The sequence below is a fragment of the Allobacillus saliphilus genome (genome assembly GCF_018138385.1).
In the GTDB taxonomy this organism is placed as follows: Bacteria; Bacillota; Bacilli; order Bacillales; family Alkalibacillaceae; genus Allobacillus; species Allobacillus saliphilus.
On sequence record NZ_JAGSIE010000038.1, the window covers coordinates 1 to 15,034 of the forward strand.

The 15,034-nt window shown below is 38.8% G+C and carries 14 protein-coding genes; 11 read left to right on the forward strand and 3 right to left on the reverse strand.

The window, feature by feature from the left end:
* Positions 1 to 273 precede the first annotated feature (273 nt).
* Both KC820_RS11530 and KC820_RS11535 read left to right on the forward strand, forming a co-directional pair.
* Positions 274 to 642 carry a chemotaxis protein CheX gene (locus tag KC820_RS11530; RefSeq protein ID WP_212371176.1) on the forward strand — a complete coding sequence of 123 codons (369 nt, stop codon included), beginning with the start codon at positions 274 to 276 and terminating at the stop codon, positions 640 to 642.
* 24 nt (positions 643 to 666) lie between these two features.
* The gene (locus tag KC820_RS11535; RefSeq protein WP_212371178.1) at positions 667 to 2,661 is read left to right on the forward strand and encodes a methyl-accepting chemotaxis protein; all 1,995 of its coding nucleotides are present in this window, start codon (positions 667 to 669) and stop codon (positions 2,659 to 2,661) included.
* A 47-nt stretch (positions 2,662 to 2,708) separates the two neighbouring features.
* Here the strand turns inward: KC820_RS11535 and KC820_RS11540 are convergent, their stop codons facing one another.
* From KC820_RS11540 to KC820_RS11550, 3 genes are all read right to left on the reverse strand, one after another.
* Positions 2,709 to 3,737, reverse strand: coding sequence for a YheC/YheD family protein (locus tag KC820_RS11540; protein ID WP_212371180.1), 1,029 nt, complete (start codon positions 3,735 to 3,737; stop codon positions 2,709 to 2,711).
* A gap of 117 nt (positions 3,738 to 3,854) precedes the next feature.
* Positions 3,855 to 4,112 carry a DUF3006 domain-containing protein gene (locus tag KC820_RS11545; protein WP_212371182.1) on the reverse strand — a complete coding sequence of 86 codons (258 nt, stop codon included), beginning with the start codon at positions 4,110 to 4,112 and terminating at the stop codon, positions 3,855 to 3,857.
* 24 nt (positions 4,113 to 4,136) lie between these two features.
* On the reverse strand, positions 4,137 to 5,336 hold the full coding sequence (locus KC820_RS11550; RefSeq protein ID WP_212371185.1) for an MBL fold metallo-hydrolase: 1,200 nt from the start codon (positions 5,334 to 5,336) through the stop codon (positions 4,137 to 4,139).
* A 142-nt stretch (positions 5,337 to 5,478) separates the two neighbouring features.
* On the opposite strand from KC820_RS11550, the gene KC820_RS11555 reads away from it, so the two are divergent.
* The 9 genes from KC820_RS11555 (at position 5,479) to KC820_RS11595 (ending at position 15,031) form a co-directional block, all read left to right on the forward strand.
* Positions 5,479 to 5,619, forward strand: a complete 141-nt coding sequence (locus KC820_RS11555) for a hypothetical protein (protein WP_212371187.1) — start codon at positions 5,479 to 5,481, stop codon at positions 5,617 to 5,619.
* A gap of 34 nt (positions 5,620 to 5,653) precedes the next feature.
* Positions 5,654 to 6,592 (forward strand): LCP family glycopolymer transferase, encoded by a 939-nt coding sequence (locus tag KC820_RS11560; protein ID WP_212371189.1) that lies wholly within the window; start codon positions 5,654 to 5,656, stop codon positions 6,590 to 6,592.
* A 24-nt stretch (positions 6,593 to 6,616) separates the two neighbouring features.
* Positions 6,617 to 7,486, forward strand: a complete 870-nt coding sequence (gene galU / locus KC820_RS11565; RefSeq protein WP_212371191.1) for a UTP--glucose-1-phosphate uridylyltransferase GalU — start codon at positions 6,617 to 6,619, stop codon at positions 7,484 to 7,486.
* A gap of 151 nt (positions 7,487 to 7,637) precedes the next feature.
* Positions 7,638 to 8,744 carry a glycosyltransferase gene (locus KC820_RS11570; RefSeq protein ID WP_212371193.1) on the forward strand — a complete coding sequence of 369 codons (1,107 nt, stop codon included), beginning with the start codon at positions 7,638 to 7,640 and terminating at the stop codon, positions 8,742 to 8,744.
* A gap of 15 nt (positions 8,745 to 8,759) precedes the next feature.
* Positions 8,760 to 9,893 (forward strand): glycosyltransferase, encoded by a 1,134-nt coding sequence (locus tag KC820_RS11575; protein ID WP_212371196.1) that lies wholly within the window; start codon positions 8,760 to 8,762, stop codon positions 9,891 to 9,893.
* Positions 9,872 to 10,696, forward strand: coding sequence for a glycosyltransferase family 2 protein (locus KC820_RS11580; protein ID WP_236782662.1), 825 nt, complete (start codon positions 9,872 to 9,874; stop codon positions 10,694 to 10,696). The genes KC820_RS11575 and KC820_RS11580 overlap by 22 nt, the downstream gene beginning before the upstream one ends.
* 31 nt (positions 10,697 to 10,727) lie before the next feature.
* Entirely contained in the window at positions 10,728 to 11,519 is a 792-nt protein-coding gene (locus tag KC820_RS11585) for an ABC transporter permease (protein WP_212371198.1), read from the forward strand.
* Between the two features lie 27 nt (positions 11,520 to 11,546).
* Positions 11,547 to 13,085: an ABC transporter ATP-binding protein gene (locus tag KC820_RS11590; protein ID WP_212371200.1), complete on the forward strand. Its 1,539-nt coding sequence runs from the start codon at positions 11,547 to 11,549 to the stop codon at positions 13,083 to 13,085.
* 71 nt (positions 13,086 to 13,156) lie between these two features.
* The gene (locus tag KC820_RS11595) at positions 13,157 to 15,031 is read left to right on the forward strand and encodes a glycosyltransferase family 2 protein (RefSeq protein WP_212371203.1); all 1,875 of its coding nucleotides are present in this window, start codon (positions 13,157 to 13,159) and stop codon (positions 15,029 to 15,031) included.
* Positions 15,032 to 15,034: the final 3 nt, after the last annotated feature.

A 15,034-nucleotide genomic window follows, 5' to 3' on the forward strand; every position in this document is an offset into this window, starting at 1 on the left:
TTGAACCGCCGTATACGGAACCGTACGTACGGTGGTGTGAGAGGTCGGAGGTTAACTACCTCCTCCTACTCGATTATCAAATCATCAATAATTTTATAAATTAACCGATATAAATAGAGTTGCCACTAATCGAGGGCATAAAAATAAAAATACATAAAAATAGCGAGGTAACCTTATGACGACAACTCAAGAAAACAGCAGTAAACATATAACAACACTGCTAAATGGAACGATTCAATCGATTCAACAAACCACCCCGATTCCCGTGCACAAATGGGTAGACCTAGCGCTGACACAAAGGAGCTACATACACAGTTTGGCGTGTTAATCGGTATTACCGGTCACGTAAAGGGCCAATTATTATTTTCCGGTGACCAAAATGCTTTCGGTGTAATTGGCACCTCCATGTTTGGCATGGAACTTAGCGGGGATATGTTGAACTCATTTTGCGGCGAGTTCGGCAATATGGTCGCCGGTGGACTGGCTACCATCGTCAGTGAACAAAGTGTCACGATTGATATCACTTCACCGACATTAGTTGAAGGAGATATGCGAATGACCGGTTTCAAACGGTCGATCGCTATTCCATTCACAATTGAAGCGGGCAATGAGCTAACCATCTATTTACTGCTCGACCAATAACGATAGAAAGAAAGGAAATACAACATGAAGAAGGAAAAACAAACTAAACAAAAACGAAGCATGCGTTTCAAAGACTGGAGTATTCGGACAAAACTACTATCGACTTTTTTAATCATCTTAATCATTCCATCATTAGTGATTGGTATTGTTAGCTACAACGCTGCTAAAGAAGAACTTTCTGACCAAGTGATGAAGACAGCATCGACAAACGTTCAAGTAGTTGATAATGAAATCAACCAACTAATTACCCAGAAATCAGACGCACTGAACTATTTAGCGACTGTCATTCATCGATTTACATACAATAAACCAGATGAGTTAGAGGACATGCTGTCACAATATTTTTTGACAAATGAAGATACAGCATTTGTATATGTGGGAACGGATTCAGGAGATATGTATTCACAACCAGCTATGAACGACGCGAGCTACGACCCAACCGAGCGCGATTGGTACATACAAGCAATGGAATCACCAGGAGAGGTGGTCATTACACCACCGTACCAAGATGCAGATACGGAAAATATGGTTATAACCGTTGCCCAGGCGACGAATGATCAATCTGGAGTTGTTGGGATTGACGTTAAATTGGAAGAGCTTGAAACCTTAGCGAGTACCATGAAAATTGGAGAAGAAGGTTACGTCATTTTAATCGATCAAAACAACCAGTATCTATCTCATCCAACGGAAGAAACGGGAACCCCAGTTACTGAGGCTTGGAAAGATACAGTTGCATCTGCAGAAAACGGACAAGAAAGTTATATGCATGACGGTGAATCGAAGGAAATGATTTTTGACACGAGTGAAAAAACAGGATGGAAAACTGTCGGCACGATGTATACATCGGAATTTGATGAAGCGGCAAGCGGTATTTGGAAAACGACTCTTGTCGTCATGGGGGTTGCAATCGCCATCAGTATAGCCGTCATATTATTCGTTACAAGACAAATGACCGTGCCATTAAAAAATCTGACCGAAAAAGTCCGTGCAATGAGTAAAGGCGATTTAACAGTTGATATTAAGGCTCAATCCAAAGATGAAATTGGACAACTATCAGCAGGCGTCAATGAGATGCAACAAAACTTGAAAACCTTGATTGGACAAGTACAGCAGGCATCCGGAAACTTAGCCGCGCAAAGTGAAGAGATGACCCAATCCGCTGGAGAGGTGAAAGAAGGATCCGAACAAATCGCAGCAACAATGGAAGAACTCGCATCAGGTGGCGAAACACAAGCAAGCAGTGCGGGGGACCTATCGACAACAATGGAGTCATTTACAGAACGGATGACAGCTGCCAACGCAAACAGTGATAACGCATATGAATCATCCAAGCAAGTATTAGAAATGACGAATACTGGCGCAGACTTGATGAAACAATCCGTCTCCCAAATGGAGTACATCGACAAAGTCGTTCAATCAGCAGTTGAAAAAATGGGCGGGCTGAATGACCAAACCGAGCAAATCTCTGAACTCGTATCCGTCATTCGAGACATTGCCGATCAAACCAACTTACTAGCATTGAACGCAGCAATTGAAGCGGCACGTGCCGGTGAACACGGAAAAGGCTTTGCCGTCGTCGCAGATGAAGTACGCAAACTAGCTGAACAAGTCGGCTCATCTGTCACAAGCATTACCGGTATTGTTAATAACGTTCAAACTGAATCTACAGATGTCGCTGAATCGCTCAGAAGCGGCTATGCCGAAGTTGAAAAAGGCCGTGAACAAATTGAACAAACCGGTGAAACATTCCAAAAAATTGAAACATCCATTCAAGAAATGACAAGACATATTCGAAGCGTATCCGATAACATCACAACAATGACTTCGAACACCGACGAAATGAACGCATCTATTCAAGAAATAGCCGCTGTCTCCGAAGAATCCGCAGCAGGCATTGAAGAAACAGCAGCTTCAGCCCAGCAATCTTCAAGCTCAATGGAAGAAGTCACCCGAGCATCCGAAGAACTAGCGAAACTCGCTGAAGAATTGACGGAGCAAGTGAAGCGGTTTAAGGTGTAAATAGCTAAAAAAGTTGCCCAATGACAATCATTTGGGCAACTTTTTTATTAACTAACACCAGTTTTCAGAGAATTACCTTTCATTCTTTTGGCTACATAATGATAATAATCTGCTTTCACCATAGCAACTTCCCCTTCACCAAAAGTTCTGCCTGGATTCGTCTCTACTTCAAAAAGATAGATGGTTCCATCAGGTTCAATCGCTACGTCTAAACCTAAAGCGATTAAATCTTGATCGAAAATTTCTTCTAATTTTGGTGGTAATTCTTTTCCTAGGCTTTTGATTCGGTCCTCTAAGCGTTCAGATTGTTGAGGGAAATTAGCCCGTAAAAATGGCTTTAACTTATTAACGCTGCCACCTTGAGCAACGTTTGAAACGACTTTCTGACTAGTACCAATTCGAACAAGATAAGTAGCAACTGACCAATTACCTTTACCATTCTTTTCAAGTCGTATGCGGACATCAAAAGGGTCACCCGCTAAAGTTCTGGAATGAATATATTTTTGAATTAAAAATTTATTTTGCTTTATATTCTGGCTATAAAATTTCTTTAATTTCCTTTTTGAAAGCGTATATTCTTCATTTCCACTTGAAATAATATATTTCCCTTTACTACACGATATTTGATAAATTTTCTTACCCTGTATACCATCCACTGGTTTTAATATAATTTTTTTATGCTTTTTTAAAAACTTATAAAATGGGCGAAATTCGCTGCTTACGATATAAGGTATAATTAAGTCTTTATATGTTCCATCAGCAATAATCTGCTTATTAATTTCATGTTTAGAACCGACGCGTCGATCCATAGATAAATTGCTGTGTGTTTTCAAAAATTGAACTGCTCTCTTGTTTTTGAATATCGGAGGGTTAATATCGATAAAAGCTGGTACATTTACTTCTTTTGTTTTCCAACGATTATCAATCAATATCTTACCCGAAATTGTCTTTTCTTTAAAATTAATATCGGCTGGACGAAAGTATACCAACTCATTTCCGTAATAAGCACTCATCTTTGCGATCATTTTAACCATTTTATTAGGTTTCTTAGCATTTCTGATATATCCGATCTGCATGTTATTCACCTCATGGATTTGGTAGCTTTATATTTTAATACCCTATTGAAGGTTATAAAAACCACAAAATAAAAATTAGGTAGACTCCTCATTTAGAGCCTACCTAATTAAAATAATTTATTTTCTCCGACTATCACGTTCACTTCGCAATTTATTTAACCGATTCTCTAAAGATGTCTTTCTGTCAGCATTCGTATCGATAAGCTTGATATCACTCACTTCACCATTCTCAATCGTCACTTCAACCTGACTACCGGTTTGAATCGAATCGGGTAAATGGTTCGCTGGCAAAAGAAAGTCCTTTTTATCTTCTTCAACTAAAATAACTGCGTGTCCATCTTCAATCCGATCAAGTACACCTTCATATTTACTCATTGTGTCCCCTCCCTAGCTATACAATTATTCTTTCACACAAGCTAACCCTTCTTCTTTAATATCGGCCAACCGACCGTCACCGATGCCATAAATCCGTTTCAGGCCATTCAATGAATGGTGTGGTCGTAGCTCGACTAATTCCGCAGCTCGTGCTTCATCGATGTGAATAATGTCATATAAATCTTTTAAACTAGCTGAATTAATATCGATGCATGACTCATGCGATTTTGCCGACTCATGATCATCATTATTTTTCAGAAAATCAGGCTTCTCTTTCTTAATGGTTGCCTCTCTTTCCGGTTGGACAGAAAAACGCTCGCCATTCGACTCAACCACAATCGTGCCGTGTGCCTCGGTTCCATACAAATCAATACCCATTTTATTCATCAATTCAACCGTCTCATAATGCGGATGACCGTAATCATTGTCTAGCCCAGCGGAATAAATGGCAACTTCTGGATCGACCGCCTGTACGAAAGCGGGCGTGTTGGAAGTGCTCGAACCATGATGCCCCAGCTGGAAGATATCAGCATCTAAATCGAATCCATTAGCTAACATTTCCTCTTCAGCACCTGCCTCAGCATCACCCGTAAACAAAAATCGCACATCACCATAAGTCACTCGAGTTGAAATCGAGTCATCATTAAAATCGCCGGACAGCTCAGTCGGGTGGTATACTTCCACCAAGAACGGACCGATTTCGAATTCTTCACCAGAACGCGGCTCAACATAAGACGCCTCAGACTGTTCAATCGCTGTCAACACATCTTCGAAAGCGCTGGTTGTATGTACATTACCCGTCATCCACACTTCATCAACCGGAAATTTTTGGATGACTTCATCTAGTTGACCGATATGATCGGCGTGGATATGCGTCCCAATGACAACATCCAAAGATTCAACAGACTGAGACTTCAAATAAGGAACCACTTCATCACCTGTCCAGTCACCAGCATCGATTAATAGATTGAATGTTTCCTCGCCTTCTACCGCCTGAAGTAATGTCGCATCCCCTTGGCCTACATCGATATAATGGACAGTTAGTTTACCTTCAGGATTTGCAGTTGAGTTGTTTGCATCCTCGTCAGCTTGGTTATTTTCATCTGTAACCTCAATTTCAAGCCCTTCGTTCGATTTTTCTTCTACATCTTTTTCATTTGTAGCCGTTTCACTGCAACTTACTAGAATGAGAAACGTCAATAATAATAGAGTGATTTTTTTCATGATGTACCTTTGCCCCCATACAAATTGCTTCAAACATTCATTGAACCAATAAATAATCAAAAGCACAATGCAACAAAATAACTAAACTGGTGACAAAAAACACTAATCCAGGTAAAATGAAGGGAGGCAAGGAAGTGAAACGATGGACAGTAAAAAGAAGCTGCAACTAGGTTGCTTCATCTACATAATATTTGGAATCGTCATTACTTATCTATATTTCACACAGACAGACGCAGACCTATTCAGAAAATATTTTGATTGGAGCGACCTGTTTAATTTCTAATAGAATTGAAGAACTCATAGAGAGGGAAGAGTAAATGGAAACGAGAAAAGACAAACGGAAACAAAAAGGGAATAAAAAAGGACTAAAAATTGTATTGATCGTACTAGGCTTATTAATATTGGCAGGTGTGATCTATGCCGCTTACCTGTATAAACAAGTAGACGATGCTGTCTCTGAAATGTACCAACCACTCGATTCAGACCAAGAAAAGAAAGAAGAAATTGAACAACGGTTTAAAGATAAAGATACAATTAATGCACTGCTATTAGGTGTCGATGAACGAGAAGGCGATAAAGGTCGATCGGATACAATGATCTTCCTCTCATTAAATCCAGATACGAATAAAATATTGATGCTCAGTATTCCGCGTGATACGTACGTCAACATTCCAGGAAGAGGCATGGACAAGATTAACCACGCTTATGCATTTGGTAATTCTGAGCTTTCCGTGCAAACGGTAGAAGACTTTTTGGATACGACCGTACACTTTTATGGAAAAGTGAACATGGAAGGGTTGAAAGATGGCGTTGATGCGCTTGGTGGCGTAACCGTTCAGAACAACCGCCAATTTAATCAAAGCGGTAAGACTTTTGAAACGGGAGAGTTGCACTTAAACGGCGAGGAAGCACTAGCATACTCCCGGATGAGAAAGCAAGATCCTAAAGGTGACATGGGTAGAAATGATCGCCAACAACAAATCATCGATGCAATGATTGATAAGGGTATGAGCTTTGGTTCGTTTACGAAAGTGCAAGATATTTTAGATGCATTAGGAACGAACGTAGAAACGAATTTACAAATGGGAGAAATGCGCAAGCTATTTATGGATTATCGCGGTACACGTTCAGAAACCATCCGTGAAGAAGTGAATGGAAGCGGCTCGAGAATGAACGGTATCTGGTACTATGTCGTGTCCGATGAAGAGAAGGCGAGACTGCAACAATTGGTTGATGAGCATGAAAATCAAAAGTAATAATGATTGAAATGAGGGCTAATCATGCAAAAAATTAAAAAAGCAATTATTCCTGCAGCGGGTTTGGGTACACGTTTTTTGCCGGTTACAAAAGCATTGCCGAAAGAAATGTTACCGATTATTGATAAACCTACGATTCAATATATTGTCGAGGAAGCAATTGCATCTGGCATAGAAGATATCATTATTGTCACAGGTAAAGGGAAACGTGCGATTGAAGACCATTTCGATCATGCGTTAGAGTTGGAACAAACTTTAGAGAAAAAAGGGAAATTCGATTTATTAGAAAAGGTTAAAAAATCTTCGAATGTCGATATTCATTATATTCGTCAAAAAGAACCAAAAGGGCTTGGTCATGCCGTATGGAGCGCACGGAAGTTCATCGGCAACGAACCCTTCGCAGTATTGTTAGGTGATGATATTGTTCAAGCTGAAACACCAGGTTTAAAGCAACTCATTGACCAATACAACGAAAAACAACGATCCGTAATCGGCGTACAAACTGTTCCAGATGGAGAAACAGACCGGTATGGCATTATTGATCCATCCGAAAAGGACGGAAGACTTTATAAAGTAAAGAACTTTATTGAGAAGCCAGCATTTGGTGAAGAGCCTTCAAACCTAGCAATCATGGGTCGATATGTTTTGACTCCAGCAATTATGGATTTATTAGAAAATCAAGAGTTGGGCGCCGGGAATGAAATTCAATTAACGGATGCCATTCAGCGACTCAATGAAACTGAATCGGTTTTCGCCTATGATTTTCAAGGTAAACGATACGATGTAGGTGAAATTACAGGCTATATTCGAACGATGATCGAAATGTCCTTAGAAAGAGAAGATATTCGAAAAGATTTATTGCCGTTTCTGAAAGAATTGGTCAATAAATCATAATTATAAAATCCTCCACTATTATCGGAGGATTTTTGTCGTTTATGTCATGACTATTGCTAAAATTCACGCATTACCTATTAAATTTTATTCATACCTACAATATGGTATAATCTCTTGAGTATAACATTGCAAATTAGAAGGAAGGCATGGCATGAAAAAGCCAATAACCGTCGTTTTTTTTATTTATTTTTTAGGTTCGGGTGGGGCAGGAAGAACTTTCTTGAACATCCTGAATAACATTGATCAGGACAAGTTTCGCCCTGTATTGGTTACTTGCAATTACGAAGGTAGCTACGAGCCGTTTCTAAATAAAAATATTAAATTTATAAAACTTGATACAAAACGATTACGAAAATCTATTTTACCGTTAGCGAAAATTATTCGAAAAGAACGAGCGGACATCGTGTTCAGTACGATCCCCAATTACAACGTAATCGCGATATTAGCTCGATTACTATCGTACACACGGGCGAAAAACGTCATTCGAGAAGCGGCTTTTCTAGGTGGCGACCGAAAGACGGATACAAAATTAAAAGTATATGGCTTATTCTATCGGTTCTCAACTAAAGTGATTGCGCTATCTAATGGAGTTAAAAATAATTTGATTCGTCGCTATGGTGTAAACGAAAAGAAACTGCAAGTCATTTATAATCCAGTCGACATCATTTCAATTAGTGAGAAAATGAAAGAAAACATAGAACTTCCTTATTTTACGAATGGTAAAAAAACAATCGTCACTGCTGGTAGGCTAGTAGAAGATAAAGATCAACAAACATTGATAAAAAGCTTTGCATTATTGGCCACAAAAATAGACGCTCAATTATTGATTCTCGGTGAAGGACCACTAGAAGAAAAATTGAAAGAACAAGCGATGCAATTAGGTATTCAAGACCGTGTACATTTAGTCGGTTTTCAAGAGAATCCCTATGCGTTTTTCCACCAAGCAGATCTCTTCGTCCTTACGTCGAAACGGGAAGGCTTTGGACACGTACTCGCTGAAGCATTGGCTACAGGTGTTCCGATTGTATCAACGAGATGCGAACCAGGTGCGACAGAAGTGTTGGAAAATGGCAAATACGCAAAACTTGTTCCAATAGGAGATACAGAAGAACTGACTAAAGCAATGAAAGATATTTTGTTATTACAAGAAAATGAAAAGAATGCAATCATCGAAAAAGGATACGAACGATTAAGCGACTTCGATGTCCATAAAATCGTTAAACAATACGAAGAAGTATTTAAAGAAGCAGTCAAATGAGTAGGAGCTGAGGACATGCGGTCAAACAAGAAAATCGTTCATATGACAACCGTGCATCATCCGTTTGACCCAAGAATTTATCATAAAGAATGCTTGTCGATTAAAGAAGCTGGGTATGATGTAACCCTTCTCGCTCAAAAAGACCCAAACACGGGAGAGCTAAGTGAAGAGATTACACACATTCCATTAGAAACTTACGATGGTAAGTTAAAACGAATGCTCTTTGCCCCATGGCAAGCATACAAAAAAGCAAAACAACTAGATGCGGACGTGTATCATTTTCATGATCCAGAATTGATGCTAGTTGCTAGATTGTTAAAAAAGAAACAAAATGTCGTAGTATACGATGTGCATGAAGATTTCGTGACGAGTTTAATAAAAAAAGATTACTTAAATAAATTCTTAAAGTTATTAATTAAAAAGAGTTTCCGTACAGTTGAGAAAGTCATCACAAAACCTTTTAAAAAAGTGCTGGCAGAGAAATACTATCAAGAGATTTATCCAACGGGCGAATGGGTATTAAATTACCCTACAGTAAACAAAAAGTTTATCTCTCACCGTCGCGATGAGCAACCAATTGAAGACAAGCTAATCTATACGGGGAATGTGGATTTAGAAAGAGGAGCAAAAATCCATGGGAACTTGCCAAACATTCATCCGACGATTCAAATGCACTTTATCGGTAAATGTCCACGGAAGTTTGCGGATGAAATTGAACAAGTTGCCGGAGAAAACGTCAATCGAATTCATATACAAGGTATTGACCAGTTCATACCAAAAGAAGTAATCGAACAAAGCTACCTCAATACAAATTGGCTAGCAGGTGTAGCTCTATTTCCACCAACGGACCATTACTTAAAAAAGGAACTGACAAAGTTCTTCGAATACATGAATGCAGGCTTACCAATTATTTGTTCGAACTTTGATCGTTGGAAAGAGTTTATTGAACAGTATCAATGCGGTATTGCTGTCGATCCGTACGATGAGCAAGCAATTTATGAAGCGATTGAATATTTAAGACAAAATCCGCTAGAAGCTCGTAAAATGGGTGAAAACGGAAAAAAAGCAGTACAGGAAAAATTGAATTGGAAAACTCAAGCCAATCATTTAGTGGAATTATATGATGAATGGCTGTCAGAGATAAAATAGGTGATGAAATGCAACAAGCAGATCGTAACAATCCAACAGTCTCGGTCATCACACCTGCATTTAATGCAGAAAAGACGATACGCGGGACAATCGACTCAGTTCTGGCCCAAACCTATCAAGATTATGAAATAATTGTCGTTGATGATTACTCGACGGACCGAACAGTTGAAATTGTTGAAAAATATGTAACAAAAGATTCTCGAGTACGACTTATTCAGTTAGAAGAAAATAGCGGTGCAGCTGTTGCAAGAAACACAGCAATGAAAGCGGCCAAAGGTAGATACATCGCATTTTTGGACAGTGACGATCAATGGTTTCCAACAAAGCTGGAAAAACAATTAGCCTTTATGCAAGAAAAGGATATTGCCTTTTCATTTACAAAATATGTTCGAATGGATGACGAAGAGAAACTTACTGGAAACATATCGAAGGCGCCTAAATCGGTAGGATACCATGATTTGATGAAACACTGTGTAATCGGATGTTTAACAGTGATGATCGATCGAAAAAAAGTAGGAAACCAAGAGATGGAAAATATTCGTAGAAGACAAGATTATGCGTATTGGTTAACGTTAACAAAACAAGGATTCAAAGCTTATGGATTTCCAGAAGTACTTGCGAAATATCGAATGGGACAGAATACAGTCTCTAGCAACAAGTTGAAAGCCGCAAAGGGTCAGTGGTATGTTTACCGTCAGATTGAACATCAAAACTTATTAAAGAGTAGCTATTACTTTGTTCATTACGCATTTAAAGGAATCAAAAACTCATTGAAAACGAAGATGAGTAAAAAACAAGCCTAAAGCTTCAGTAAAATGTGAGTGGGAGTTCGTTATGAAATCATATATTCAGGAAATCTTAAAAAGAAAAGACTTATTATATTATTTGATTAAATCAGGACTGAAAGCAGAACACCGAAACAGTTACCTCGGTTATTTTTGGTGGCTGTTAGATCCATTACTGAATGTGGTTGTCTATTTCTTCTTGGTCGTAATCGTTCTAGGCCGCGAAAATGATGAATTCAACTATGCAGTGTTCCTTGTAATAGGTCTTGTCGCATGGCGTTGGATCAGTTCGAGCATCAGCAGTGCATCAAAATCGATTTTGCGATACAGTTCGATCATTAACCAAGTGAGTTTGCCAAAAGCGATTTTTCCATTATCGTTTACATTTTCACAGCTCTTCAACTATCTATTTGGTTTAATCGTTGTCGCGGTGTTTTTATTATTCAATGGAATCATCCCTGGCTGGGAAGTCGTCTTTTTGCCACTCATTATGTTGGTTACATTAGTTTTCTTGATGGCAATAGGTTTTTTCTTAGCTTATATCAACGTCTTTGTCCGAGATATTGATAATATTATGACCCATGTCATTCGCGTGCTCTTTTATGCATCGCCAATTATTTGGGAGGGCGGGCGATTAGCACGATCGGATTACAATTTAGAGTGGGTTGTTGACTATAACCCGATTGCGATTATCGTTGACTCTTATCGTGATATTTTAATGTTTCATACGACGCCTGACTTTATTGGTTTAGCAGTCATCTTTGTCATTTCACTCACTGTGATTGTATTGATGATCAACCATTACAGTAAAAACGAGCATAAAATTATTAAAGTGCTTTAATAGTATTTTAGAAAGAAGTTGGTTGTGATGACCGAAAAAACACAAGATGTTATCAAAGCCCGAAACGTTGGCGTAGCATTTGTCAATCATGATAATGATGATATTAAGTCAAAAGCATTTCGCTTGTTTACGGGTAAGAAAAAAGATAAAAAAAGTAAAGAGACATGGGCATTGGAGGATATTACCTTTGATGGCCATGAAGGTGAAATTTTAGGAATCATTGGTTCAAACGGGGCTGGAAAAACGACCATAAGTAAAGTGGTCGCCGGGATTTTGGAAGCCGATCGAGGCTCAATCGAAGTTGACGGAAAAGTAACAGCTCTATTTTCTTATGGAATGGGTTTTAATGCCGAATTAACAGGAAGAGAAAATGTGTATTTAAACGGCATGATGCTTGGAATTTCTAGAAAAATCATTAATGAGTATATAGAAGAAATAGTGGCCTTTTCAGAAATTGGCCAATTTATCGATCAACCGATGAAGCGTTATTCCAGCGGTATGAAAGCGAGACTTGGCTTTAGTGTGGCGGCTCACTTACAGCCTGAAATATTAATTCTTGATGAAGCACTAAATACCGGTGATGCTCGCTTTGGAAAAAAAGCTTCTGAGAAACTTAAAGAACTCGTCAAAAACGCAAAAATGGTCATTATGGTTACACATAGTCTGCGTTTTGCACAGCGAAACTGTGACCGATTACTTTGGTTGGAAAACGGAAAAGTAAGAGATGAGGGTAACCCGAAAGAAATTATTCAAAAATACCGCGCTACTTTACCTAAAGTAAAGCCTAGACAACGCCGGAGTCTGCAACTGAACAAAACAGAAACAACCGTGTTGGATAAACCGGTCGTCAAAGCCGAGAATGTTGGTCTTAAATTCGAATTAAACCGGAAAACACCATTTTGGGCAAACAAAGGTCTCAGCTTTGAAATTAAAGAAGGCGAAGTCGTCGGGATCATTGGTCATAATGGGGCGGGTAAAAGTACACTTTGTAAACTTCTAATAGGAATTTATAAACCAGATGAAGGTGATTTAGAGGTTAATGGTGAAACATCAAGTCTTCTAGGTTACGGAACAGGATTTAATGCTCAACTGTCTGGTGAAGATAACATCTATTTAAACGCTATGTTGTTAGGAATTCCAAAAAAACGCGTACAAGAAAAGTATGATGAAATTGTAGAATTCTCAGGAATCGGCAATGCCATTTATCGGCCAGTAAAGACTTATTCAAGCGGGATGAAATCGAGACTTGGGTTTAGTATTGCAGCTGTTCTTAAACCAGACATCTTCATTATCGATGAAGCATTATCCACGGGAGACGTCGCGTTCCAACAAAAAGCTAGTGAACGTATTCAAGACATGATGGAAAAAGCGAAAGCAGTCATCATCGTTTCCCATAGTATGGGCTTTGTAGAGAAGGTGTGCACGCGAGCAATTTGGATGGAACAAGGACAAATTATCGATGATGGACCAGCGGAAGAAATCGTAGCGAAATATAGAGAAGCAATGACAGGAACGAAGAAAAAAGTAGTATCTAAACCAGTGACTATGCAGAAGAAGCCACAGTAGATCAAAAATGACTTACTAGTACAATTATAATAAAAAAATGAAAGCCAATCTTTATAAAGGTGGGGTTCAACATGGCTAATCCAGTGAAAAAAGCAGTGAAAAAAGGAATTGACGTTGGTGTATATACGTTGTTGACAGAAAAACAGCGGAAAGCAATTGGCGACGCCTTACCGGATAAACAAAAAAAGATGCTTCAAAAACTCATCAGTGGTGGAAAGCGTTCCGCCGAGAAAGAAAAGATGAAGCAATTGAAATTCCACCTATATAATTTAGGCTTTGAAACAAAAGCACTCGAAGATCTCGAGAACTTCTACCAAACAACAGAAAGCATTTCGTTGAAAAGAGAAATTGCCTGGGAGATTGCTCTTTGGCATATGAATCGAAACACGGTCGATGGAGCTAAGAAAGCACTGCCTTACATTAAGCGTGCTGTCCGTGGAGAAACGAATCCCGAGAAACTCCGAAAACTTGCGATTATCACAGCGGAATGTTGTGATCTTTTGCATGTTCATCATACCGGAAAGAATGTAATCGACAAAGCATTAAAAATGAAAGAACACCCGGATCTCTATCTAGCAAAAGTAAATCATGAAACGAATATTACCGACAAGTTAAGCTTAATGAACAAAGTCATGGAAATGTATGGTCTAGAACGAATCACTTTCTTAGACCGTGAAGAACCAACTTATGACGATTTATGGATGGAATCTACGCTATTAACTCAGCGATTGGGCCCTAAAGTATCTGTTATTATCCCGGCTTATAATGCAGGAGAAGGGTTACGGACAGCGATTGAATCGATTCTGCTTCAAACATGGGGCAACTTAGAAGTTCTTGTCGTTGATGACCACAGCACAGACAATACGATCGAAATTGTCAAAGATTTTATGGAGAAAGATAGTCGCGTGAAATTATTGCAAACGCCACAAAATAGTGGACCATACGTTGCAAGAAACATAGCGCTTCGTGAAGCGACAGGTGAATTTGTGACGATTAATGACTCAGACGATTGGTCACATGCACAAAAGATTGAAATTCAAGTAAGTCATTTAATTAAGAATCCACGTGTCATCGCGAATACATCCGAACACGCACGATTGACGGAAGATTTAACGTTCTACCGTCGAGGAACACCAGGTAAATATATCTTCCCAAACATGTCTTCAATTATGTTCAGAAGAGAGCCAGTGCTTCGAAAAGTCGGCTACTGGGATTCAGTTCGATTTGCTGCTGATGGTGAATTTAAACGAAGAATCGTCAAAGTGTTTGGAAAAAGAAAGTACGTTGATTTAAAAACTGGGCCATTATCATTACCAAGACAGACAGCTGCATCATTGACAGGAAGCTCAGCCTTTGGTTATAACGGTTATTTCAAGGGAGTTCGCAAGCATTATGTAAGTATGCTTGAAAACTTCCATCGAGATAATGATTTTCTCTATTATCCAATGAACCAATATAAACGACCTTTTCCTGTTCCAGAACCAATGTGGCCGAACAGAGAAGAAAAAGTTGATGGAAAACGAAAATTCAACTTAATAATCGTTGCTGATTTCCGCTATGACTATATATCAATTCCGATTCAGAATGAATTGCAACACCTAAAGAAAAAGTTCAACCGAATTGGTTTAGTCCAAATGTATACCTATGATTTATCGAAAAAAGATCAATTACAGCCATCGATTCTCGATCAACTTGATGAAGAACAAGTGCAGTTTATCGTTTATGGAGAAAAGGTTGAAACGACATATTTAGTTATTTACCAATCTGACATTTTATCACCAAAACAAAAGTATACGCCGACAATCCACTCGACACAAACATTTGTCAAAGCAGAAAGCCAAGGCAACACAGCTGAATTAATCGAAGAATATTTTGATGTCAACCACATTATCTATATGAATCGTTCAGTTAGTGGAATGATAGAAGCAGTGGATAAGGGAGAATAGATA